Below are 23284 nucleotides of genomic sequence, written 5' to 3'. Positions count from 1 at the left end.
CGTGCCCGCGCCCCCGGCCACCCGCCCCCGGCCGAACCGCCACCGCCACCGCCACCGATCTCCACCGATCTCCACCGACCTCCACCGACCACGCACCAGTACGACCGGAGCTGCCATGTCCACCGTCGCCGACGCCTTCGCCACCCGTCACGGGGCGGCCCCGACCGGGGTCTGGTTCGCCCCCGGGCGGGTCAACCTGATCGGCGAGCACACCGACTACAACGACGGGTTCGTGCTGCCCTTCGCGCTACCGCACCGGGCCGTCGTCGCCGCGGCGCCGGCGTCCGGGGGGCGCAGCCGGGTCCGGTCGGTGCAGGAGCCCGGCGAGGTGGTCGAGTTCTCCGCGGCCGGCGTCGTCCCGGGTGCGGTGCCCGGCTGGGCCGCCTACGTCGCCGGGACCTGCTGGGCCTTCCGGGAGGCCGGCTACCCGCTGGGCGAGGTCGAGCTGGAGCTGGACTCCGACGTGCCGGTCGGGGCGGGGCTGTCCTCGTCGGCGGCGGTGGAGTGCGCGGTCGGTGTCGCGCTCGCCGGCCTCGCCGGGGCCGACGTGGACCCGACCACGCTCGCCCGGATCGCCCGGCGCGCGGAGAACGAGTTCGTGGGCGCCCCGACCGGCGGGATGGACCAGATGGCCTCGATGCACGGCCGCGCCGGGCGGCTGGTGTTCCTCGACACCCGTGACGACACCGTCGCGCTGGTGCCCTTCGACCTGCCGGCACACGGCCTGGAGCTGCTGGTCGTCGACACCCGGGCACCGCACGCGCACGCCTCGGGCGAGTACGGCGCCCGGCGCGCGGACTGCGAGGCCGCGGCCGCCGCCCTGGGCGTCCCGGCCCTGCGCGACGCCGACACCGAGGACCTGTCCCGGATCACCGACCCGCGGATCCGGCGGCGGGCCCGGCACGTCGTGACCGAGAACGCCCGGGTCCTCGAGACCGTGCGGCTGCTCTCCGGCGGTGCCGACCCGCGGGCCATCGGGCCGCTGCTCGACGCCTCGCACACCTCGATGCGCGAGGACTTCGAGATCACCGTGCCGCACGTCGACGTGGCCGTCGAGGCGGCCAGGGACGGCGGCGCGACCGGCGCACGGATGACCGGTGGCGGCTTCGGCGGGTGCGTGATCGCGCTGGTCGAGGCCGACGCGGCGGCCGCGGTCACGGCGTCGGTCCGCGAGGCCTACGCCCAGCGCGGCTGGGCCGATCCGGTGGTGTTCCCCGGGACCCCGTCGGACGGGGCGGGCCGGCTGGCCTGACCGCACCCCCTTCCGCCTTTCGCGAGCCGAACGGAATCGGTACAGTACGGAAGTGCCCGTTCGTGGGCCTGGCACCGCTCGACCCGCGCCCGTTCGCCTACCGAGGAGACCGGCTCGTGCCGCACCCCCTTCCCGTCATGGACCCCGCCGACGTCGTCGTGTTCGGCGGCACCGGCGACCTCGCGATGCGCAAGCTGCTGCCCGCGCTCTACCTCCGCGACCGCGACGGCCAGCTCGCCGCCGACACCCGCATCGTCGCCGTGTCCCGCTCCGGGCTCGACGACCCCGGCTACCGCGACAAGGTGGACTCCGAGCTGCGACGCACCGCGCCGCGCTGGGCCGGTCCCGACGCCTGCGCCGACGACGCGCAGCACCGGCGCTTCCTGGACCGGCTGCACCACGTGACCCTCGACGTCGCCGACGACGACTGGTCCCGGCTCGCGGACCTCATCGGTCCGCCCGCGCCGGGCCGCACCCGCGTCCTCTACCTCGCCTCCGCCCCGCAGCTGTTCGGCCGGATCTGTGTCGGCAGCGCGGCCGCCGGCATCGTGGACGACCGCACCCGGGTGGTGCTGGAGAAACCGCTCGGGACCGACCTGGCCTCGGCGCAGGCGATCAACGACGAGGTCGGCTCGGTCTTCGCCGAGGAGCAGATCTACCGGATCGACCACTACCTCGGTAAGGAGACCGTGCAGAACCTGCTGGTCCTGCGCTTCGGCAACTCCCTGTTCGAGCCGCTGTGGAACGCGGGCCAGATCGACCACGTCCAGATCACCGTCGCCGAGTCGATCGGCGTCGGGAACCGGGCCGACTACTACGACGGCTCCGGCGCGCTGCGCGACATGGTGCAGAACCACCTGCTGCAGCTGCTCTGCCTGGTCGCCATGGAGCCGCCCGCCAAGATCGACGGCGAGGGGGTGCGCGACGAGAAGCTGAAGGTCCTGCAGTCGCTGCGGCCGCTCGACGGGCCCGACGTCGTGCGCGACACGGTGCGCGGGCAGTACGCCGAGGGCCTGGTCGACGGCACCGCGGTGCCCGGCTACGCCACCGAGCTGGCCGAGTCGCGGGCCGGGACACCGCGCGAGCGGGAGCGCTCCTCCACCGAGACCTTCGTGGCCCTGCGTGCCGAGGTCGCGAACTGGCGCTGGGCCGGGGTGCCGTTCTACCTGCGCACCGGCAAGCGGCTCGCGACCCACGCGTCGGAGATCGTGGTGCAGTTCAAACCGGTCCCGCACTCGATCTTCCCCGCGTTCGGCGAGGAGATCCCGGCCAACCGGCTCGTCCTGCGGCTGCAGCCCGACGAGGGCGTCCGCCTGCACATGACGGCCAAGCAGCCCGGCCCCGGCGGGATCCGCCCGATCCCGGCACCGCTGGACCTGAGCTTCGCCCGCACCTTCGGCGACCGGCTGCCCGACGCCTACGAGCGGCTGCTGATGGACGTGCTGCGGGGCAACCCGACCCTGTTCATGCGCCGCGACGAGATCGAGGCCGCGTGGCGGTGGGCCGAGCCGATCCTGCGGACCTGGGAGGCCACCGACCAGCGGCCGCGCCCCTACACCGCGGGAAGCCACGGCCCGGCCTCGGCCACCGCGCTCATCGAGCGCGACGGCCGGGCCTGGCACGAGGACTACTAGGGCGTGTCTCCTAAGAGGTCGTTTCAGAACGACTTGTCGAGTTTCCATTGACCCCTCGACGACAGATCAAACGGCAGGTCAGATAGCCGCTTGTCGTCTACAACAGACACGTCGACCTCGTTCTGAAATGACCTCTAAAGTGCGCAACCAGGTGACGATGGCCTTCAGTGCAACTCCGCCGCGGTAGGTCAGGGCGAGTTTGTCGTAGCGGGTCGCGAGGCCGCGCCACTGCTTGACCTCGCAGAACCCGCGTTCGACGACGTTGCGGCCGCGGTAGTCGACCCGGTCGAACGCCGGTGGTCGACCGCCGCGTGTGCCGCGTCGTTTCCGGTGTCCCTGCTGGTCAGCCGGCTCCGGGATGACCGCGACGATCCGTCGTCCGCGCAGGTGGGCGCGGATGGCGCGTGAGGAGTAGGCCTTAGAGGTCGCGCGGATTGGTTGGTGATCATGGACGTCGTGCAGGTCGGGCGTTCCAGCGGTGTGTGGTCCAGGCCTGCCGAATCAAGCTACGGAGTGTGACGATCGTGTCGGCGAGGTCGAAGAACGCGTCGACGACGATTTCTCGTCGTTCGTAGCAGCGCTGCAGCCGGTTGAAGCTGTTGTGCCAAGCGTTGGTCCGCTCGACGTGCCAGCGGCGGGTGGCCTGGATCGGCGCTTTCTCACCCTTGTGCGCGATCTCGCCGTGCAGGCCTCGTTCGGCCAGCGTGTCGCGGGTCTTGCCGGAGTCATAGCCGGCGTCGAGGTGCACGGTGATGTCGTCGGGCAGCGGGCCGAGAGCATCGAGGCGGTCGAGGGTGGGGCCCAGTAGCGGGGAGTCGTGCCGGTTGGCTCCGGCCAGGACTCGGCCCAGCGGGATGCCGTATCCCTCGACGAGCACCGAACGTTTCATACCCTGTTTGCGCCGGTCCACCGGCGACGGACCGGCGACCTCGCCGCCGCCGGGGGCCTTGGTGATGGCGCCATCGACGGCGATGTCGTGCAGCAGCAGACCGACGATGCGGTCGTAGGCGTCCAGGACGATCCGACGCAGCTGGGCGAAGACCCCGAGCCTGATCCACTCGTCACGACGATCGCGGATGGTGGTCGCCGAGCAGGTGCTGTCAGCGATGCCCTCATACGAGCAGCCGAACCGCAGTACCTGCAGGAGCTTGTCGAACACGATCCGATCCGCGATCCGGCGGCGATGGCAGCCCAGCGGATGGGTGGGATCGAACTCGTCTCGATGAGGCAGCAGCGCGGTGAACTGGTCCCACAACGGCTCGGTCAGCCATGATGGCAGGGTGGGCACGCGGCCTCCAGACGATCACGAAGCGTAGATAACTTCATGATCGGCAGGCCCGTACCCGCCCTCGCCCCCAGACACTCGACCGCGGCCAAGCTGTGACCAATCCGCGCGACCTCTTAGAGCGTCCGGCGATTGATGGTTATCGGAGTCGACGGGTCGTGGGTCGGGTTGTCCAGCGGTAGCGGCTGCGGGCACGGTTGATCAGCCGGCGGATCACGGTGAGCGCGGCGGCGAGGTTGAGGTAGAACTCGACGATGATCTTCCGGCGATCGGTGAACCGGCGCAGCTTGCCGTAGCCGTTCATCCAGGAATGGGTGCGCTCGACCGGCCACCGCTTACCGACCTGGATCGGGGCGGGCCGGCCCTTGGTGGCGATCTGTGCGTCGAACCCGAGTCGTTCGAGCAGATCGCGGGTCTTGCCTGAGTCATAGCCCCGGTCCAGGTGCAGGCACGGTCGCTCGGGCAGCGGCCCGATCATGTCGTAGATCCCGATCAGGGTCGGTTTCAGCAACGGCGAGTCGTGGTCATTGGCGCGGGCGCTGATCAGGTGCAGCGGGATCCCCGCACCGTCGCAGACCACGGAGCGTTTGGTGCCCTGTTTGCCCCGGTCGACCGGGTTACAGCCGGCGACCTCGCCACCGCAGGGAGCCTTGGTGATCGCTCCGTCGGCAGACAGATCGTCGAGGTCGAGACCGATCATCTGGTCATAGCCGGCCAGCGCGGCCCGAAGGACCTGCTCCCCGACGCCGGCGGCGGCCCACTGGGCGAGACGGCGGCGGATCGTGCGGTCCGAGCAGCCGGGGGTGGCGATGCGTTCGTAGCCGCTGCCGTGCACCAACGCCGCGAGCACGTGCTCGAACACCAGGCGGTCGGGGATCCGGCGGCGGTGACATCCCCACGGATGGGCCGGGTCGAACTCCGGGCGCCGCTCTGCCTCGATCAGGGCAGCGAACTCGACCCAGAGGGGGTCGATCAGCGATTCTGGCAATAGAGGCACGGACCCTCCAGGCGACCATCAGGACATCAGCAATCCCATGATCACTTGCAGGTCCGTGTCTCTACCAACACCGACACACGGCCACCTCTACTGCCGGACGCTCTTAGAGGTCATTTCAGAACGAGGTCGACGTGTCTGTTGTAGACGACAAGCGGCTATCTGACCTGCCGTTTGATCTGTCGTCGAGGGGTCAATGGAAACTCGACAAGTCGTTCTGAAACGACCTCTTAGAGGTCGCGCGGATTGGTTGGTGATCATGGACGTCGTGCAGGTCGGGCGTTCCAGCGGTGTGTGGTCCAGGCCTGCCGAATCAAGCTACGGAGTGTGACGATCGTGTCGGCGAGGTCGAAGAACGCGTCGACGACGATTTCTCGTCGTTCGTAGCAGCGCTGCAGCCGGTTGAAGCTGTTGTGCCAAGCGTTGGTCCGCTCGACGTGCCAGCGGCGGGTGGCCTGGATCGGCGCTTTCTCACCCTTGTGCGCGATCTCGCCGTGCAGGCCTCGTTCGGCCAGCGTGTCGCGGGTCTTGCCGGAGTCATAGCCGGCGTCGAGGTGCACGGTGATGTCGTCGGGCAGCGGGCCGAGAGCATCGAGGCGGTCGAGGGTGGGGCCCAGTAGCGGGGAGTCGTGCCGGTTGGCTCCGGCCAGGACTCGGCCCAGCGGGATGCCGTATCCCTCGACGAGCACCGAACGTTTCATACCCTGTTTGCGCCGGTCCACCGGCGACGGACCGGCGACCTCGCCGCCGCCGGGGGCCTTGGTGATGGCGCCATCGACGGCGATGTCGTGCAGCAGCAGACCGACGATGCGGTCGTAGGCGTCCAGGACGATCCGACGCAGCTGGGCGAAGACCCCGAGCCTGATCCACTCGTCACGACGATCGCGGATGGTGGTCGCCGAGCAGGTGCTGTCAGCGATGCCCTCATACGAGCAGCCGAACCGCAGTACCTGCAGGAGCTTGTCGAACACGATCCGATCCGCGATCCGGCGGCGATGGCAGCCCAGCGGATGGGTGGGATCGAACTCGTCTCGATGAGGCAGCAGCGCGGTGAACTGGTCCCACAACGGCTCGGTCAGCCATGATGGCAGGGTGGGCACGCGGCCTCCAGACGATCACGAAGCGTAGATAACTTCATGATCGGCAGGCCCGTACCCGCCCTCGCCCCCAGACACTCGACCGCGGCCAAGCTGTGACCAATCCGCGCGACCTCTTATCTGCGCGGACCCGCTCGGGCCGGGTCCGCGGTCGGCCCGGACCGACCCGTCCGACGCTCAGATGTGACATCAGGTGCGCGAACATCGGGGCGTCACCGGCCTGGCCAGGGCCGACCAGTACGACCAGCGGGCGGCCGTGTCCGTCAACGAGCTGGTGGATCTTCGTGCCGAGCCCTCCGCGGGAGCGGCCCAACGCGTGATCGGGCGGCTCGATCAGCAGATTCTTGTAGTTCGATCCGGCCCCCTGTGTCCCGCTGCAGGGTCGCGGCGTGTTGGTGAGCGCGGATGATCGTCGAGTCGACCGACACGGCCCAGTCCACGAGACCGGCGGAGTCGGCATCGGCGAGCAGAGCTGCGAGAACCTGGTCCCAGGTGCCGTCACCGCAGTAGCGGCGGTGGCGTTTCCATAGGGTCTGCCACAGCCCGAACTCGACCGGGACATCACGCCAGGCCAGCCCGCAGCGGAACCGGTAGATGATCCCCTCGATCACTCTGCGGTGATCGGCGAACGGGCGCCCTGGCATCCCGTCCGACGAGGGCAGTAACGGCTCGAGTCGGTCCCACTGGGCATCGGTCAGGACGGCACGGCGCGACACCTACTGATCATCGCGCAGGCCCGACCAGCCGGGTTAGGAGACGCGCCCTAGTACTCCAGCCGCACTTCGTTAGCTGAGCTGTCTTCGTCGTCGATAGTGGCTTTCGCGGGCTCGGTGTTGGTGGCGACGTCGCCAGGTCGACCAGGCCCAGCACGGCGCCTGGGTGGGAATGTGGATCAGAGGTGCCAGGAGACGTCGGATCTCGGCGAGGGTGAGCGGGATGAGCCCGTGATCAGGTCTTTTGGGGCGATCGCCGCGGTGACCGAGAGGTAGGCGTGGGCGAGAATAGCCAGGGTGACGTGGCGGTACCAGGCGTCGTAACGCCGCACTTGATAGTGGTCGAGCCCGACCTCGTTCTTCGCGGTCTGGAAGCACTCCTCGATCGCCCACCGCGTGCCGGCGACGCGGATGAGATCGTCGTCGGTGGTGCCGGGCGGGCCGGCGCACAGGTAGTAGGCCAGATCGGGCTCCTCGCCGGCGGAGAGCTGTGTGTCGGTGAGGATCTGACGTCGGACCAGTAGCCATCGGCCCCATCCGGCCGGGGCGTTCTCGGGCGGATACAGCGAGGCCACGGCCCAGTCGTAGAAGCGTTCTCCCTTCACACCCGGACCGGCTGAGCGGCGCTTCCACGCCCGTCCGGGAGCGCGGGCGACCAGGTCGTCGGCCCGTCGTGAGCCGCTGATCTGACAGATGTCGGCGTCCAGGGACAACGGGACGGACTGGCTGCGCGGAACCGCGACGACGTAGCCGATCCGGCGCTGCTCGCACCAGGTGCGGAACTTGTAGTCCTGCCCGTATGCCTCGTCCGCGGTCACCCATCCTGCGGGAACCCCGGCATCGAGGGCACGGCCGAGCATTTCCTTGGCCAGCGTGGCCTTGGTGGCGAACTCGATCTCCTCAGGCACCGCCGCGGCTCGGCAGCGTTCCCGATCACCGGTCCAGGACTTGGGCAGGTAGAGCTCGCGGTCGATCAACGTCCGGCCCTTGCTCGTGGCATAGGCACAGAAGACTCCGAGCTGGCAGTTCTCCACCCGCCCGGCAGTGCCCGAGTACTGGCGCTGCACCCCCGCCGACTTCGTCCCCTTCTTCAGGAACCCGGTCTCATCGACGATCAGCACCCCACCGGACTCGCCGAGGTGCTCGACGACGTAATCCCGCAGGTCATCACGGACACCGTCGACATCCCAGGTCGCGGAGTTGAGCAGCCGCTGCATCCCATCCGGAGTCGTGTCACCGGCGACCTCGGCCAGCGTCCACCCGTTCTTCCCCGCCAACGGCGCCAACAACCCCCGCACATACGCCCGCGCCCGACGCCGCGGTTCCGTCCGGAAGAACCGGCCCGCCACCAGCCCGAACAGCCCATCCAGGCCACCGGCCCACGCCTCGAGATCCTCCTCCACCTGCACAAGATCGAAGCTTAGCGCACATCAACATCACAAACTGCGGCTGGAGTACTAGGCGGGCACGGGGCCCGTGGTCCCCCGGACCACCATGTCGGCGGGGAGCCGCCGGACCCGCTCCTCGTCGACGCCACCCAGCGCCTCGACCAGCAGCTCGACCGCGGCCTCACCCGCCTCGCGGACGGGACAGCCGACCGTGGTCATCGGTGGGTAGGTCGTCGCGCTCACGGTGTCGTCGCAGGCGGTGAGCGAGAACTGCTCGGGGACGCGGACCCCGCGCTCGGCCAGCCCGGCGAGCAGCCCCTGCCCCAGCACGTCGTCGAAGGCGATGGCGGCGGTCACGCCCAGCTCCAGCACCTCGGCGGCCGCCGCCCGCCCGCCGCGGTGGTCGGGCAGGCGTGCCTGCAGCGTCGTCAGGACGATGTCGTGCTCGCGGCACGCGTCCTCGATCGCGGCGAGCCGCTCACCGTTCGACCAGGAGGTCGCGGGCCCGTTGACGTAGGCGATGCGGGTGTGGCCGAGTCCGGCCAGCAGCCCGACGCAGGCCCGCATCCCCGGCGCGGAGTCGATCAGCACCCGGGGGACGCCCGCCAGGTCCCGGTTCACCAGGACCAGCCGCGTGACCTCGTGCAGCGAGCGGAGGACCGCCTCCGGCGCGCGGGACGAGGCGAGGATGACCCCGTCGGTCTGGCCGCGGAGCCGGCTGACCATCGCCGCCTCCTTCGTGCCGTCCTCGTTCCCGTCGCCGATGATCGTGCTCAGACCGGCCCGCTCCGCGGCGGTCTGGGCGGCCCGGATCAGCGGCGGGAAGAACGCGTTCGCGATGTCCGGCACGACCAGCCCGATCACGCCACGGCGACCGGTCGTGAGCGCCTGCGCCGAACCGTCGGGAACATAGCCCAGCTCGGCCGCCACCGAGCTGACCCGCTCGACCGTGCTCGGCCGCAGGAGATGGGGGTGGGAGAAGGTCCGCGAGACGGTGGACGGGGAGACGCCGGCGACGGCCGCGACCCGGCGGATCGTCGCCCGCTCGAAGCCGCCGCGGGAAGGTGCCATGTCCGCATCGTAGCTTGACGTGCAACCGGTTGCATGCGAACGTCGGCCGTCGAATTCGTGCAACCGGTTGCACGCCGCGTTCCGGCCGGCGTGCACCAGCGACGGGAGAACACGTGGCGGTCCTCGACTGGGTCATGATCGGTGGGTACTTCGTCCTGATGATCGTCGTGGGGGTGTGGGCGAAGAACCGGGTCCACGACTCGGGCGACTTCTTCACCGCGGGCGGACGGATGCCCTGGTGGCTGTCCGGGATCTCGCACCACATGTCCGGCTACAGCTCCGCGGTCTTCGTCGGGTACGCCGCCATCGCCTACGACGCGGGCTTCGTGCTCTACGTGTGGTGGGCGCTCGGCATCACCGTCGCGATGGTGATCGGGTCGTTCCTGTTCGCGCCGCGCTGGCCGCGGCTGCGCCGACGGCTCGGCATCATCTCCCCACTGGAGTACCTCAGGATCCGCTACGACCTGCGGACCCAGCAGCTCCTCGCCTGGAGCGGCACGCTGCTGAAGGTCTTCGACGTCGGCGCGAAGTGGACCGCGATGGGGATCCTGCTCAACGTCTTCGCGGGCGTGCCGATGCTGTGGGGGATCCTGCTCACCGGCGGCGTCACGCTCGTCTACTGCACGGTCGGCGGCATCTGGGCCGACGCGCTCACCGACCTCGGCCAGTTCCTGATCCAGCTGGTCGCGGGGATCGTCCTGTTCGTCGCCGTGCTCGGCGCCCTGGACGGGCTCCCGAGCGTCTGGACGATGTGGGAGGACCTGCCCGAGGGCAACGCGAGTCTGTTCAACAACGAGTACACCGGCCTGTTCGTCATGGTGTACCTGTTGATCAACACGCTGTCCTACAACGGGGGGACCTGGAACCTCGCCCAGCGCTTCATCGCCTCCCCCACCGGCAGCACCGCCCGCCGCGCCGCGCTGCTCTCGGCCGGGCTCTACCTGGTGTGGCCGCTGGTGATGTTCTTCCCGATGTGGGCCGCCCCGTTGCTGCTCCCCGGCCTGCAGGACCCCGAACAGTCCTACGCGCTGCTCACTACACAGCTCCTGCCCGCCGGGCTGGTCGGCCTCGTCCTGGCCGGGCTGTTCTCGCACACCATGTCGATGACCGGGTCGGACGCGAACGCGATCTCCGCGGTCGTCACCCGGGACATCCTCCCGGCGCTGCGCCGGGCCGGGAGCAGGCTGACCCCGCGCGGCGAGCTGACCGTCGGACGCGTCTCGGTGTTCCTGTTCATCGTCGTCAGCATGGCCATCGGGCTCGGTGCGGACAGCTTCGGCGGCGTCATCGGCCTGGTCATCGTCTGGTTCGGCGGGCTGGTCGGGCCGATCGCGATCCCGATGCTGCTCGGGATGCTCCCGTGGTTCGACCGCTGCGGGCCGTCGGCGGCCATCTCGTCGTGGTCGGTCGGTGTGGCGGTCTTCGCGCTCACGAACTTCGTGCTCGACGACGCGATCTCCACCCTGGCCCCGGACCAGGTCACGGCCGTCTCGGTCGGGGGGCCGGTGGTCTGTGCGCTGATCACCTTCGTCCTCGTCGGTCTCCTCCGACCGTGGAACGACCCGGCGGCGAGGGCCCTGGTCGCCTCGCTCGGCGAGGACGCCGACGACGCCACGCCGGACCGCGCCCGGGCCGTCCGCGGCGAGCAGGACGGGACGCATGCCTGAGCCCGGTGCCACCGACCGGCACCGCCGCCACCTGGTCGACGACGTCCTCCCCTGGTGGATGGCCCACGGCCCCGATCACGACCACGGCGGGGTCCTGACCTGCTGGGACAACCGCGGCACCGCCCTGGTGTCGACCGACAAGTACACCTGGTCGCAGGGACGGTGGGCCTGGCTCACGGCCCGGGTCGCGGCCGCGGCGCAGCGGGGCGTGCTGGACCTCGACCCGGCGCCGTTCCTGCAGCAGAGCGAGTCCGCAGCCCGCTTCGTGCGCGACCACGCCCTGCTCTGCGACGGTCGGGTCGCGTTCGTGACCGACCGTGCCGGGACGCCCCGTGAGCCCCGGCCCGGGGCCGGCCTGGCGACGAGCGTGTTCGCCGACCTGTTCGCCGCGCTCGGCATGGCCGGGCTCGCCCCGCCGCGCCCGGACGACGGCTGGGGCGCGATCGCCGAGCGCCTGCTGGAACGGGCGGCCGCCACCGTCGCCGGGGGCGACGTACCCGCCGACCCGTACCCGGTGCCCGAGGGGCACCGTGCGGTCGCCTTCCCGATGATCCTGCTCGGCGTGGGCGAGCAGGTGCACCGCGCGACGGGCTCGGCCGCCTCCGCCCGGGTCGTCCGAGCCGCCGCCACCGACCTGGCGAGCCACGTCGGCGCGGACCACGACGTCGCGGAGATGCCGGGGCCCGGCCCGGCACGGCAGCAGTCGATGGTCGGCAGGCACCGCGCTCCGGGCCACGCACTCGAGGCGTTGTGGTTCGCCCACCACGCGGCGGACCTGATCGGCGGTACCGGGCTCGACCGGCCGGAGGCGCTCGTCCCGATCGCGCTGTGGGCGTGCCGCACGGGCTGGGACGACGAGCACGGCGGCCTGCTGCGCTACACCGACCGGGCCGGCGGCCCGCCCCGGGGGACCCGGACCGGGCATCCGTACGAGGAGCTGGTCGCGGACACCTGGGACACCAAGCTGTGGTGGCCGCACGCCGAGGCGCTCTACACGACCACCCTGCTCGCCGGCGAGACCGGCGACACCGACCTCGCCGCCTGGGCGGAGCGCATCGGGGACTACACCTACGCCACCTTCCCCGAGGGCCCCGGGCGGGAGTGGACCCAGGTCAGGACCCGGGACGGCAGCCCGCTGGACCGGACCGTGGCGTTACCGGTGAAGGACCCCTTCCACGTGGCCCGCGCCCTGCTCCTGCTCGCGGAGCGGGACACGGCCGGACCGACGACCGTCGAGAGGAACACGCAGTGACCGACCAGCACGTCCCCGAGGGCCCGCGAGTACGGGTGTTCGACAACCGCACACGGATGGGGGCCGCGGCCGCGGCCGCGGTCGCCGACGAGCTGCGGGCGCGGCTGGCCCGGCAGCCGGAGGTACGGATGGTGTTCGCCGCCGCGCCCAGCCAGCAGGACATGCTCGGTGCGCTCGCCCAGGCGCCCGATGTCGACTGGAGCCGGGTCTCGGCCTTCCACATGGACGAGTACCTCGGCCTGCCCGACGGGGCCCCGCAGCGGTTCGGTCGCTGGCTCTCGACGGTCTTCTTCGACCGCGTACCGCTGGGCGCGGTGCACCTGATGGATCCCGACGCCGACCCGGACGGCCGCGCGTACGCGGAGCTGCTCGGACGGGCCCCGGTCGACCTCGTGTGCCTCGGTATCGGGGAGAACGGCCATCTCGCGTTCAACGACCCACCCGCCGCCCGGCTCGACGACCCGCGCGACGTGGCGGTCGTCGAGCTCGACGGGGTTTCGCGCTCCCAGCAGGTCGCCGACGGCCTGTTCGGCACCGTCGACGACGTCCCGACCCACGCGATCACCCTCACCGTGCCGCGGCTGCTGGCCGCCGACCGGCTCTTCTGCGTGGTCCCGGGGGCCGCCAAGCGGCAGGCCGTCACGCGAGCGCTGCACGGCCCGCTCACCTCGCAGGTGCCGGCGTCCGCGCTGCGGACGCACGCGGACTGCACCCTGTTCCTCGACGCCGGATCGGCGCCGCGGGACGTGGTCGCCCCGGCCGGGGCGGTGTCGCGGTGAGCGGCGCGGACACCTCCCCCGGCGCCGCCGCCGTCGCCGGGTACCTGGAGCACATCCGGACCCATCTGCAGAGGCTGCACGACGAGGAGTCCGACGCGCTCGGTCACGCCGCGGGGATGCTCGCCGACCAGGTGGCGGCGGACCGGTTGGTGCACGTGTTCGGCCCGGGCGGGCACTCCAACCTGGCCGCCCAGGAGATCTTCTTCCGCGCCGGCGGGCTGATGCACGTCTCGGCGATCCTGGACGGGGGCACCCTGCTGTCCCAGGGGGCGCTGCGGTCGATGGCGATGGAACGGACCCCCGGGTACGGCCGTGTCGTCATCGCCGACCGCGACCTCGGGCCGGATGACCTGCTGATCCTGGTCAACGCCTACGGGATCAACGCCGCCCTGATCGACGCCGCGCTCACCGCCCGGGAGCGCGGCGGGCGGCTGATCGGGGTGAGCTCACGCGAGCACGCCGAGAACACCGCCGCGGACCACCCCGCGCGGCACCCGTCGGGGGCGAACCTGCACGACCTCGTCGACGTCGCCGTCGATTCCAAGGTCCCGGTCGGGGACGCGGTCGTGCAGGTCCCCGGGGCGGCGGAACCGGTGGCGGCGATCTCGACGTTCGCCAACGCCTTCCTGCTGAACGCACTCGTGCTCCGCACCGTCGCCGAGCTGGCCGGGCGCGGTGTGGAGGCGCCGGTGTGGCGCAGCGGCAACGCACCCGGTGGTGACGAGGCCAACGCGGCGTTCCTGCACCGGTTCCGGTCCCGGGTCCGGTCCCTGTGAGCACCGCACGTACGGTGCGCGGACGGGACGCCCTGACCGGTCGGACCATCGAGATCACCGTCGAGGACGGACGGGTGTCCGCGGTGCGTCCGTGGACACCCGCGCCGGGCACCGACCCGGTCCTGCTCGCCCCCGGCCTGGTGGACCTGCAGGTCAACGGCTACGCCGGGTACGACGTCAACGGTGAGTCCGTGGAGCCCGGTGAGGTCCGCGCGCTGGTCCGCGCGCTGGCCGCGGTCGGCACGACCACGGTCGTGCCGACGGTGATCACCGCGTCCGAGGCGGCCATCACCCGCGCGCTGCGGGCGGTCGCCCGCGCGATCCCCTACGTGCACGTGGAGGGCCCGTTCATCGCGGTCGAGGACGGGCCGCGCGGCGTGCACCCGGCCGACCAGGTGCGCCCGCCCGACACCGCCGAGCTGGAGCGCTGGCAGACCGCCTGCGACGGGCTGGTCGGGATGGTCACGCTCTCGCCGCACCACCCCGGTACGTCCGCGTTCGTCGCCGACGCGACCGCGCGCGGGGTGCTGGTCGCGATCGGGCACACCGGCGCCTCCCCCGAGCAGATCCACGCCGCGGCGGACGCCGGTGCGAGCCTGTCGACCCACCTGGGCAACGGCGCGCACGCCCTGCTCCCCCGCCACCCCAACCACCTGTGGGCCCAGCTCGCCGACGACCGGCTCAGCGCCGGGTTCATCGCCGACGGTCACCACCTGCCGCCCGACACGCTGCGCGCCATGCTGCGGGCCAAGGGGCCGGAGCGCTCGTTCCTGGTCTCCGACTCGGTCGCGCTCGCCGGGCTCCCGCCGGGTGAGTACACGACCCCGGTGGGTGGCCGGGTCGAGCTGTCCGCCGAGGGGCGTCTGGCCGAGCTCGGCACCCCGTACCTCGCCGGGGCGGCGCGCTGCCTCGCCGAGTGCGTGGCGACGGCGCGCCGCGACGCCGGTCTGACCCTGGCCGACGCCCTCCGGCTAGCGACGGCGTCGCCCGGCCGGTTCGCCGGCGGCCGCGGCCTGCTCGTTCCGGGCACCCCGGCCGACCTGCTCCGGATCGCGGACGACCCGGAGCACACGACGGTCGTCGAGGTGATCGCGGACGGGGAGCCGGTGCGATGACCGTGCGGGCCGGGGTCGCCGTCCTCGACATCACCCCCGGACCGGGCACGCCCCTGTCCGGATTCGCCGTCCGCACCGCGCCGGCGTCCGGCGTGCACGACGTGCTGAGCGTGCGCGCGCTGTGCGTCGGGGACACCGCCCTGGTGACCGTGGACGTCGTCGGCCTGCACGAGACCCTGTGCCGCCGGGTGCGCGACCGGTGCGCCGACCTCGCGCCGCACGTGGTCGTGCACGCTACGCACACCCACGGCGGGCCGGCGAGCATGCCCGGGCGGCTGGGTGGTGACCCGGATCCACGCTGGCTCGCGACGGTCGAGCAGGCCTGCGTCGACGCGGTGCGGGCCGCCGCCGGGCGGCGCGAGGACGTGCTGGTCCTCGCCGGGGTCGGGACCGACCCCGGCGTCGCCCGCAACCGCAGGCGGCCCGACGGCCCGGTCGACCGGGACCTGCCCGTCGTCCGGTTCGTCCGGGACGACGGGACGACCCTCGCCGTGCTGGTGTCCCATGCCTGCCACCCTGTGGTGCTCGGACCGCACAACACCCTGCTCACCGCCGACTACCCGGCCGTGGTCCGCGGCCGGCTCGAACGCACGCTCGCCACGACCGTGCTCCACGCGACCGGCTGTGCGGGGGACGTGAACACCGGCCACGGGGCGGCCGACTCCTTCCGCACCGCGACGTCCGCGGACCGCACCTTCGCCGCCTCCGCGCGGGCCGGCGCCCGGGTGGCCGACGCCGCGCTGCGAGCCGTGCCCGCCCACGGGTCGTCGCCCGGCTCGGTCGGGGGCCGTTCGGTGCCGGTTCTCCTCGATCTCGAGGTCGACGGACCCGCGGAGCGACGCAGAGCGGCCGCACGCTGGTCGGCGGCGCGGGCCGGCGCCGACCCCGCCGCCGATGCGCTGTACCGGTGCTGGGCCGACTGGGCACGCGCGGTGCCCGTCGACGCGCCGCGGACCTGGGCCGGTGACGTCACCGTGCTGAGCTGGGGCCCGGTGACCCTCGTCGCGCTGCCCGGGGAGCCGTTCGCGGCCACCGCCGCCACGGTCCGGGCCCGGCTCGCCGCCACCGCCGAACGCCCCGTGGTCGTGATCGGGTACTCGAACGGGGTGCCGGGCTACCTCCCGACCGTCGACGAGTACCCCCTCGGGGGGTACGAGGTCCTCGACGCGCACCGCTACTACGGAATGCCGGGCCGGTTCGCCCCGGGATCGGCCGAGCGGGTCGCCGACGCGGCGGTACGGGCTGCGGCCGGCATCGGCTCCTGAGTCGACACCGGCCGCGGACGTCCCCGTGTCGGTCGGGGCACCGGGCCGGACTCAGCCGCCGATCCGCTGCACGGCGAACGTGGTGGCGGCGGTCCGGTCGCTCGCGTAGCGGTAGTGGCCCGCGCCGCTCGCCCCGCGCTGACAGAAGTTGTCGGTGGCGTTGCAGTAGGAGCGGATCGACGAGGCGTAGGCCGACAGCGCGCCGCGCGAGCGCGCGAACACGCCGTTGCGGGCCGCGGAATAGCTGCCGGTGTTGTAGCTCTCGCGGCCGTTGAACGTCGGGTCGCCGAAGAGCAGCACCGCCGGGATGCGGTCGGCGCCGGGCACGCCGCCGCCGGCCAGGGTGTCCCCGATGACCTGGGCGCCCTGCGAGTAGCCGATCAGCACGAACCGGGTGGACGGGCACTGCGCGGAGGTCGCCGCCAGCCTGCTGCGCAGCGCGGAGACCCCCTGGCGCACGCTGCTCGTGTAGTTGCCCAGCGACGCCGGGTAGACCAGGTCGTGGGTCCGGACGGTCTGTGCGGACCGCGACTGGATCGACGAGGCCTGCGGGCCCGCGATGCTGCCGCCGCCCTGGGCCTCGGTGCTGCCGCGGACCCCGATCGTCTCGATCTGCGGGCACCCGGTCGGCGGGGCGGGAGCGGCACCCGCCGTGGGGCGGCGACGACGCCCGCCAGCGCGATGCCGACCGCGGCCGCGATCCCGGTGACGACACTTCTGATGTGCACGACTGGTTCCTCCCACCGACCGACGCCCCGATCATCCGATCGGGTGCATCCAGTGGGCCACGTGCGCCGTGCACCGATGATCTTCGCGCGCCCGGGGGGCACTTCCCCGCGGCGAACGGACGACGAACGGCTCCTGCCGCGTCAGCTCCGGCAGCGGTCCGCGCTGTACAGGTGGGAGTCCGGGAAGTGCCGGGCCGCGAGCGCCTCCCCCACGATGATCACGGCCGTACGCTGGATCCCGGCCTCGTCGACCGCCTTGGGCATCTGCTCCAGGGTCCCGCGCAGCACGATCTCGTGGGCGCGGGAGGCGTGCGCCACCACCGCGGCCGGACAGTCGCCGCCGTAGGACGGGGCGAGCGCGTCGACGACCTCGGCGATCCGGTGCACGGCCAGGTGCAGCACCACGGTGCCGCCGGCGGCGCCCAGCCTGTCCAGTCCCTCGTTCTCCGGCATCGGGGTCGCCCGCGCCGCGATCCGGGTGAGGGTGACGGTCTGGGCGACCGTGGGGACGGTGAGCTCGCGGCCCAGCGCCGCGGCCGCCGCCGCGTAGGCGGGGACGCCGGGGCACACGTCGTAGGGCACGCCCTCGGCCTCCAGGCGGCGCATCTGCTCGGCCATCGCCGAGAACACCGACGGGTCCCCCGAGGCGAGGCGGGCGACGTCGAGCCCGTGCCGGTGCGCGCGCACCATCTCGCCCGTGATCTCGTCGAGGGTCATCAGCGCGGTGTCGACGGTGCGGGCGCCGGGCGGGCAGATCTCCAGCATCTCCGGCGGCACCAGGCTGCCCGCGTAGAGGCAGACCGGCGCGCCCGCGATGAGGTCGCGGGCGCGCAGGGTCAGCAGGTCGACCGCACCGGGTCCGGCCCCGATGAAGTGCACCGTCACGGTTCAGCCCTCACAGCGCGTTCCTCCAGCTCCACAGGGTCACGGGCATGGCGGGACGCCATCCGTGGAAGCCACCGACCGGGACGGCGCGGGCGACCTGCACCCGCACCAGGTCCCCGCCGTGGTCGGCGTGCGCGGCGGCCAGCGCCGCCTCGGTCGCCGTCGTCACCGCGTTCGCGACCAGGCGCCCGCCCGGACGCAGTGCCGCCAGGCAGGCGTCGAGCACACCGTCGCGGGTCAGTCCGCCCCCGACGAACACGACGTCGGGACGTTCCAGCCCGGCCAGCACGTCCGGCGCGGATCCGGTCACCACCCGCAGGCCGGGGACACCGAGCGCCGCGGCGTTGGCGGCGACCCGGTCGGCGCGCTCGGGCCGGGTCTCGACGGCGATCGCGCGGCACCGCGGGTGCGCCCGCATCCACTCGATCCCGATCGACCCGGACCCGGCTCCGACGTCCCACAGCAGCTCCCCGGCGCGCGGCGCGAGGTGGGCGAGGGTGACGGCGCGGACCTCGCGCTTGGTCAGCTGGCCGTCGTGGTCGTAGGTGTCGTCGGGCAGGCCGGGCGTCTCCCCCGGCGGGACCAGCCCGGCGTCGGGGACGCACTCGAGCGCGACGACGTTCAGCGCGTCCGCGTCGCCCCGCCAGGTCGCGGCGGTGGCGGACACCCGGCGCTCGTCGGGCGCGCCGAGCCGCTCCAGCACCGTCATCCGCGAGCCGCCCCAGCCGGCGCCGGCGAGCAGCGCGGCGATCTCGGTGGGTGACCCGGCCCCGGCCGAGAGCACGACCAGCCGGGCGCCCGGGGCCAGCGCGCGGCGCAGCGCGTCGAGCGGGCGGCCGACGACGCTCAGTACCGCCACGTGCTCCGAGCCCCAGCCCAGCCGGGCGCAGGTCAGCGCCACCGACGACGGGTGGGTCAGCACCCGCAGCCGGTCCGGCCCGGCGACCCGGGCGAGGGTGGCGCCGATCCCGAAGAACATCGGGTCGCCGGAGGCGAGCACGGCGACGCGGCGGTCGGCGAGCGAGTCGAGGATCCCCGGCAGCGCCGGGACCAGCGGCGACGGCCACGCCCGCCGCTCCCCCGCCACGTCGGCGGGCAGCAGGTCGAGCTGGCGGGGCCCGCCGAGCAGCACCTCGGCGTCGCGCAGCGCGTCGCGGTGGGTCTCCGGCAGCCCGGCCCAGCCGTCGGCGCCGACCCCGACGACGGTGAGCGGGTCACCCACCGGTCTTGTCCGTGACCCCGGCGGCGTCGAAGGTGGCGACGTCGGCCATCGCCCGGGCCGCGCCCTGCAGGACCGGCAGCGCGAGCAGTGCCCCGGTGCCCTCGCCCAGGCGCATGTCGAGCTCCAGCAACGCCGGGAGGCCGAGATGGTCCAGGGCGAGCGCGCCGCCCGGCTCGGCCGAGCGGTGCCCGGCCAGGCAGTAGCCGGCCACGGCCGGGGCGAACGCGGCTGCGACCAGCGCCGCGGCCCCGGCGATGACGCCGTCGAGCACCACGGGGGTGCGCAGCGCGGCGGCGCCCAGGACGAACCCGGCCAGCCCCGCATGTTCTAGCCCGCCGACGGCGGCGAGCACCCCGAGCGGGTCGGCCGGGTCCGGTCGGTGCAGCTCCAGGGCACGGCGCACGACGCCGGTCTTGCGGGCCAGGGTCTCGTCGTCGACGCCGGTGCCGCGTCCGGTCGCGACGGCCGGGTCGGCCCCGGTGAACGCGCACACCAGCGCGGCGGCGGCGGTGGTGTTGGCGATGCCCATGTCTCCGGTGAGCAGGCAGCGGTTCCCGGCGGCCACCAGGTCGCGGGCGACCTCGATGCCGTGCTCGAGCGCGGCCCGGGCCTGCTCGCGGGTCAGCGCCGGGCCGGCGGTCATGTCGGCGGTGCCGCGGGCGACCTTGCGCGGCAGCAGGCCGGGCACCGGGTCGAGCTCGGCGGCCACCCCGACGTCGACGACGAGCACCTCGGCGCCGAGCTGGCGGGCGAAGGCGTTCACCACGGCCCCGCCCGCGGTGAAGTTCGCGACCATCTGCGCGGTGACCTCCTGCGGCCAAGGGGTGACACCCTGGGCGTGCACGCCGTGGTCGCCCGCGAAGACCGCCACGGCGGCCGGGGACGGCACCGGCGGCACCTCGGCCCCGGCGATCCCGGCCAGCACGACGGCGACGTCCTCGACCCGGCCGAGCGCGCCGCGCGGCTTGGTCATCCGGTCGAGCCGGTCGCGGGCCGCCGAGCGGGCCGCCGCGTCGACCGGGGCGACGGCATCCACGGTGGACTCCAGCAGGGCCGCCGGGGCGGCGCCGGGCAGCCCCCGCGCCCCCCAGGTGTCCTGGTGCACCGCCCAGTCCAGCGGCCGGCGCCGGGCCCAGCCGTGCTGCTCCAGCTCCGGGCGGTCGGGGAAGGCGTCGACGTGGCCGACGCACAGGTAGGCGACGACCTCGACGTGCGCGGGCAGCTCGAGCAGCGCGCCGAGCTCGGTCAGGCCGTCGTCGCCGAAGAACGACACCCAGCCGACCCCGAGGCCCTCGGCGCGGGCGGCCAGCCACAGGTTCTGCACCGCGAGCGCGGCGGAGTACGGGCCCATCTCGGGGCGTTCGTGGCGGCCGAGGGTGTGCCGGCCGCCGCGGGTGGCGTCGGCGGTCACGACGACGTTCAGCGGGGTCTCGCGGATCGCCTCCACCCGGATCGCGCGCAGCGCCTCGGCGCGGACGGCGGGCAGCGACGCGGCGTAACGGTCACGCTGGGCGGAGACGAGGGCGTGCACGCGCTCGCGGACGCCCGCGTCGCGGACCAGGACGAAGTCCCAGGGCTGGGAGAACCCGACGCTCGGGGCGGCGTGCGCGGCCTGCAGGACGCGGGTGAGGACCTCGTCGTCGACCGGGTCGGGCCGGAAGCCGGTGCGGACGTCGCGGCGGGAGTGCAGGACGTCGTAGAAGTCCGTCACGTCGGCATTCCTCCTGCGGTACACGGCACGGCGACGGATGAGACGACCACACGTCCGTCGAGGTGGTCAACTGTCCGGGCGGGGCGGTCGGGGACCTCACATGCGCGGTGCGGCATCCTCGTCGACCGTGCTCTGTCCCTGCGGCACCGGCCGTCCCGAACAGACCTGCTGCGGCCCCGTGCTCGACGGGCGGCCCGCGCCGACGGCGGAGGCCCTCATGCGCAGCCGCTACACCGCCTTCGTCCGCGAGGACCGCGCCCACCTGCTGGCGTCCTGGCACCCGTCGACGCGGCCGCCCCGGCTGCGGCTGGAGCCGGGCTCGGTGTGGACCGGGCTGGAGATCGTGACACGCTCGGGTGGGTCGATGTTCGAGACCACCGGGACCGTCGGGTTCCGGGCTCACCGGACGGACGGGGTGCTGGTCGAACACAGCCGGTTCGTCCGGGAGGAGGGACGGTGGTTCTACGTCGACGGCCACCTCGGGTAGGTGCCGCCTGAGTCGGCGCGATCGGCAGCGGGTACGGCTGCGTGTGCACCTTCACCGTGGACGACGTGCCCGCCTCGGACTTCTACACCGTCGAGGTGGGCCACCGCGGTGAGGTGACCTTCATCGACGCCGCCGTGCGCGACGGGGAGATCCAGCTCTCGCTCGGGTGACAGGTGACGGGTCGTGTCGCGCTGTCGCCGGCCCCGGAGCAGGGCTAGCGTCGGTGGACGTGGATCACTCCCCGTTCGGCGACGACCCCACCGGCGGACCGCTGGACGGGGTGTTGGTCGCCGACTTCTCCCGCGTCCTCGCCGGGCCCTACGCCACGATGATGCTGGCCGACCTCGGCGCGACGGTGGTCAAGGTCGAGGCACCGGGTGGTGACGACACCCGCACCTGGAAGCCCCCGGTGGTCGACGACCCCGAGCACGGCGAGGTCTCCACGTACTACCTGTCGATCAACCGGAACAAGCGGTCGGTGGTGCTCGACCTGGCCGACCCGGACGACCTCGCGGCGGCCCGGGAGCTGGCGCGGCGGGCGGACGTCGTCGTCGAGAACTTCCGGCCGGGCGGCGCGGCGCGGTTCGGGCTGGACCACGCGACCGTCGCGGCCGACAACCCCCGGGTCGTGTACTGCTCGATCACCGGCTTCGGCGCCCGCGGCGGCGCCCACCTGGCCGGGTACGACCTGCTGGTCCAGGCGGTCTCCGGGCTGATGAGCCTGACCGGTGAGCCCGACGGTCCGCCGTACCGCGCGGGGGTCGCCGTGTTCGACGTCCTCACCGGCCTGCACGCCGCACTCGCGGTCGCCGCGGCACTGCGGCACCGCGAGCGGACCGGGCAGGGCCAGCTGCTCGAGACGAACCTGCTGTCGGTCGCGATGTCCACACTGGTCAACCAGACCGAGGCCTATGTGGCCGCGGGCGCGGTCGGCACCCGGATGGGCAACGCCCACCCCAGTGTCTTCCCCTACCAGCCGATGCCCACCGCGGACGGCGACCTCATCGTCATCGCCGGGAACGACGGGCAGTTCCGCAGGCTGGCGACCGTCCTCGGCGATCCGGCCATGGCGGAGGACCCGAGGTTCGCGACCATGTCCGACCGGATCGGCCGTCGGGAGGAGATCGAGCAGCGGCTGCGCGCCCGCCTCGCCACCCGCACCGCCCAGGAGTGGTACGACGCGATCACCGCGGCGGGCGTGCCCTGCGGGCCGATCAACTCCGTCGACGGCGGCGTCGCCCTGGCCGAGGAGCTCGGCCTCGACCCGGTCGTCCGGGCCGACGACGCCGCCGCGACCCCGACCGTGCGCAACCCGGTCGACTGGTCGCTCACCCCGCCGTCCTACCGCCGGTCGCCCCCGCCGCTGGGCGCCGACTCCGCCGAGGTCCGGGCCTGGCTCGACCGCGACGGATGACGTCATCATCGGATAGTGTCGGTATCCACAACCCGCCGCACGAGGGAGTGGACCGATGGCGCCCTACACCCGCACGACCAACGAGCCGACCGACGGCCAGGTCGTCGTCTTCCTGATCGGGATGCGCTTCAACCGGCCCTGGAAGGTCCGGGCCTGGCTGCCGGTCGTGGCCGCGATGGCCGGGATGCTGCGCGAGCTGGAACGCGAGCCCGCCCACGGGCTGCTCAGGACCCGCTCGGCGATCGGCCCCGGCGGCCCGCTGCTCGTCCAGTACTGGCGCGACCGCGAGTCCCTCTACGCCTACGCGAGCGACACCACGGCGACGCACCGGCCGGCCTGGGCCGCGTTCAACCGGCGGGCCCGCCGCCACCCCGGGGCCGTCGGCATCTGGCACGAGACCTTCGTCGCCGGCGAGTTCGAGACCGTCTACGGGGACATGCCGGCATCGGGGCTGGCGAAGGCGCTGGGGGGCCGGGAGGTCGACGCCGCGACCGACGGCGGACGCCGCAGGCTGGACGCCTCCCGGCACGCCGGCTGACCCCTCCTGTT

General features: G+C 73.1%; 22 protein-coding genes. 11 read left to right on the top strand and 11 right to left on the bottom strand.

Annotation, left to right across the window (positions count from 1 at the left end; genetic code table 11):
* Positions 1 to 115: 115 nt before the first annotated feature.
* Together galK and zwf are read left to right on the top strand one after the other, a co-directional pair.
* The gene (gene galK, locus KPF47_RS08540) at positions 116 to 1252 is read left to right on the top strand and encodes a galactokinase (RefSeq protein WP_224387969.1); all 1137 of its coding nucleotides are present in this window, start codon (positions 116 to 118) and stop codon (positions 1250 to 1252) included.
* A gap of 62 nt (positions 1253 to 1314) precedes the next feature.
* Positions 1315 to 2886 carry a glucose-6-phosphate dehydrogenase gene (gene zwf, locus KPF47_RS08535; RefSeq protein ID WP_224387968.1) on the top strand — a complete coding sequence of 524 codons (1572 nt, stop codon included), beginning with the start codon at positions 1315 to 1317 and terminating at the stop codon, positions 2884 to 2886.
* Between the two features lie 78 nt (positions 2887 to 2964).
* On the opposite strand, the gene KPF47_RS08530 is transcribed toward zwf, so the two are convergent.
* From KPF47_RS08530 to KPF47_RS08500, 7 genes are all read right to left on the bottom strand, one after another.
* A complete protein-coding gene (locus KPF47_RS08530) occupies positions 2965 to 3321 on the bottom strand; it encodes a transposase (protein WP_374108821.1) in 357 nt (118 codons plus the stop codon).
* Between the two features lie 10 nt (positions 3322 to 3331).
* Complete coding sequence (locus tag KPF47_RS08525; protein WP_224386276.1) at positions 3332 to 4174, bottom strand: IS5 family transposase; 843 nt, start codon at positions 4172 to 4174, stop codon at positions 3332 to 3334.
* Positions 4175 to 4310: 136 nt separating this feature from the next.
* Positions 4311 to 5168 (bottom strand): IS5 family transposase, encoded by an 858-nt coding sequence (locus tag KPF47_RS08520; RefSeq protein WP_224387967.1) that lies wholly within the window; start codon positions 5166 to 5168, stop codon positions 4311 to 4313.
* A gap of 254 nt (positions 5169 to 5422) precedes the next feature.
* Entirely contained in the window at positions 5423 to 6265 is an 843-nt protein-coding gene (locus KPF47_RS08515) for an IS5 family transposase (protein WP_224386276.1), read from the bottom strand.
* Positions 6266 to 6525: 260 nt separating this feature from the next.
* Positions 6526 to 6978: an IS5 family transposase gene (locus tag KPF47_RS08510; RefSeq protein WP_224387966.1), complete on the bottom strand. Its 453-nt coding sequence runs from the start codon at positions 6976 to 6978 to the stop codon at positions 6526 to 6528.
* A 176-nt stretch (positions 6979 to 7154) separates the two neighbouring features.
* Positions 7155 to 8378 carry an IS701 family transposase gene (locus KPF47_RS08505; RefSeq protein WP_374108783.1) on the bottom strand — a complete coding sequence of 408 codons (1224 nt, stop codon included), beginning with the start codon at positions 8376 to 8378 and terminating at the stop codon, positions 7155 to 7157.
* 54 nt (positions 8379 to 8432) lie between these two features.
* Positions 8433 to 9434, bottom strand: coding sequence for a LacI family DNA-binding transcriptional regulator (locus tag KPF47_RS08500; protein ID WP_224387965.1), 1002 nt, complete (start codon positions 9432 to 9434; stop codon positions 8433 to 8435).
* 113 nt (positions 9435 to 9547) lie between these two features.
* On the opposite strand from KPF47_RS08500, the gene KPF47_RS08495 reads away from it, so the two are divergent.
* From KPF47_RS08495 to KPF47_RS08470, 6 genes are read left to right on the top strand one after another with little or no spacing between them, the layout of a single operon-like run.
* Positions 9548 to 11101 (top strand): sodium:solute symporter family protein, encoded by a 1554-nt coding sequence (locus KPF47_RS08495; RefSeq protein WP_224387964.1) that lies wholly within the window; start codon positions 9548 to 9550, stop codon positions 11099 to 11101.
* The gene (locus KPF47_RS08490; RefSeq protein ID WP_224387963.1) at positions 11094 to 12353 is read left to right on the top strand and encodes an AGE family epimerase/isomerase; all 1260 of its coding nucleotides are present in this window, start codon (positions 11094 to 11096) and stop codon (positions 12351 to 12353) included. Before KPF47_RS08495 ends, KPF47_RS08490 begins: the two co-directional genes overlap by 8 nt.
* A complete protein-coding gene (locus KPF47_RS08485) occupies positions 12350 to 13132 on the top strand; it encodes a 6-phosphogluconolactonase (RefSeq protein ID WP_224387962.1) in 783 nt (260 codons plus the stop codon). The genes KPF47_RS08490 and KPF47_RS08485 overlap by 4 nt, the downstream gene beginning before the upstream one ends.
* A complete protein-coding gene (locus tag KPF47_RS08480; RefSeq protein ID WP_224387961.1) occupies positions 13129 to 13908 on the top strand; it encodes a sugar isomerase domain-containing protein in 780 nt (259 codons plus the stop codon). The genes KPF47_RS08485 and KPF47_RS08480 overlap by 4 nt, the downstream gene beginning before the upstream one ends.
* Positions 13905 to 15023, top strand: a complete 1119-nt coding sequence (locus KPF47_RS08475; RefSeq protein ID WP_224387960.1) for an N-acetylglucosamine-6-phosphate deacetylase — start codon at positions 13905 to 13907, stop codon at positions 15021 to 15023. The genes KPF47_RS08480 and KPF47_RS08475 overlap by 4 nt, the downstream gene beginning before the upstream one ends.
* A complete protein-coding gene (locus KPF47_RS08470) occupies positions 15020 to 16288 on the top strand; it encodes a hypothetical protein (protein WP_224387959.1) in 1269 nt (422 codons plus the stop codon). Before KPF47_RS08475 ends, KPF47_RS08470 begins: the two co-directional genes overlap by 4 nt.
* Positions 16289 to 16339: 51 nt before the next feature.
* Here the strand turns inward: KPF47_RS08470 and KPF47_RS08465 are convergent, their stop codons facing one another.
* From KPF47_RS08465 to cobT, 4 genes are all read right to left on the bottom strand, one after another.
* Positions 16340 to 17032, bottom strand: coding sequence for a cutinase family protein (locus KPF47_RS08465; protein ID WP_224387958.1), 693 nt, complete (start codon positions 17030 to 17032; stop codon positions 16340 to 16342).
* Between the two features lie 125 nt (positions 17033 to 17157).
* On the bottom strand, positions 17158 to 17901 hold the full coding sequence (gene cobM / locus KPF47_RS08460) for a precorrin-4 C(11)-methyltransferase (protein ID WP_224387957.1): 744 nt from the start codon (positions 17899 to 17901) through the stop codon (positions 17158 to 17160).
* A gap of 10 nt (positions 17902 to 17911) precedes the next feature.
* Entirely contained in the window at positions 17912 to 19123 is a 1212-nt protein-coding gene (gene cbiE / locus KPF47_RS08455; protein ID WP_224387956.1) for a precorrin-6y C5,15-methyltransferase (decarboxylating) subunit CbiE, read from the bottom strand.
* Entirely contained in the window at positions 19116 to 20834 is a 1719-nt protein-coding gene (cobT, locus tag KPF47_RS39955) for a nicotinate-nucleotide--dimethylbenzimidazole phosphoribosyltransferase (protein ID WP_308015360.1), read from the bottom strand. The genes cbiE and cobT overlap by 8 nt, the downstream gene beginning before the upstream one ends.
* A gap of 100 nt (positions 20835 to 20934) precedes the next feature.
* On the opposite strand from cobT, the gene KPF47_RS08440 reads away from it, so the two are divergent.
* The 3 genes from KPF47_RS08440 (at position 20935) to KPF47_RS08430 (ending at position 23273) form a co-directional block, all read left to right on the top strand.
* A complete protein-coding gene (locus tag KPF47_RS08440; RefSeq protein ID WP_224387955.1) occupies positions 20935 to 21321 on the top strand; it encodes a YchJ family protein in 387 nt (128 codons plus the stop codon).
* Between the two features lie 229 nt (positions 21322 to 21550).
* Positions 21551 to 22735 carry a CaiB/BaiF CoA-transferase family protein gene (locus tag KPF47_RS08435; protein WP_224387954.1) on the top strand — a complete coding sequence of 395 codons (1185 nt, stop codon included), beginning with the start codon at positions 21551 to 21553 and terminating at the stop codon, positions 22733 to 22735.
* A 55-nt stretch (positions 22736 to 22790) separates the two neighbouring features.
* The gene (locus tag KPF47_RS08430; protein WP_224387953.1) at positions 22791 to 23273 is read left to right on the top strand and encodes a DUF4188 domain-containing protein; all 483 of its coding nucleotides are present in this window, start codon (positions 22791 to 22793) and stop codon (positions 23271 to 23273) included.
* Positions 23274 to 23284: the final 11 nt, after the last annotated feature.

Origin of the sequence: Pseudonocardia sp. ICBG1293 (genome assembly GCF_020131355.1) — a bacterium.
Classification (GTDB): domain Bacteria; phylum Actinomycetota; class Actinomycetes; order Mycobacteriales; family Pseudonocardiaceae; genus Pseudonocardia.
This window is presented reverse-complemented; position numbering and strand designations above follow the sequence as displayed.

Bases quoted from the DNA above. Each gene is read 5' to 3' on its own strand.
- KPF47_RS08490 (WP_224387963.1), top strand. From the start codon at position 11,094: ATGCCTGAGCCCGGTGCCACCGACCGGCACCGCCGCCACCTGGTCGAC.
- galK (WP_224387969.1), top strand. From the start codon at position 116: ATGTCCACCGTCGCCGACGCCTTCGCCACCCGTCACGGGGCGGCCCCG.
- KPF47_RS08440 (WP_224387955.1), top strand. From the start codon at position 20,935: ATGCGCGGTGCGGCATCCTCGTCGACCGTGCTCTGTCCCTGCGGCACC.
- KPF47_RS08470 (WP_224387959.1), top strand. From the start codon at position 15,020: ATGACCGTGCGGGCCGGGGTCGCCGTCCTCGACATCACCCCCGGACCG.
- KPF47_RS08500 (WP_224387965.1), bottom strand. From the start codon at position 9,434: ATGGCACCTTCCCGCGGCGGCTTCGAGCGGGCGACGATCCGCCGGGTC.
- KPF47_RS08430 (WP_224387953.1), top strand. From the start codon at position 22,791: ATGGCGCCCTACACCCGCACGACCAACGAGCCGACCGACGGCCAGGTC.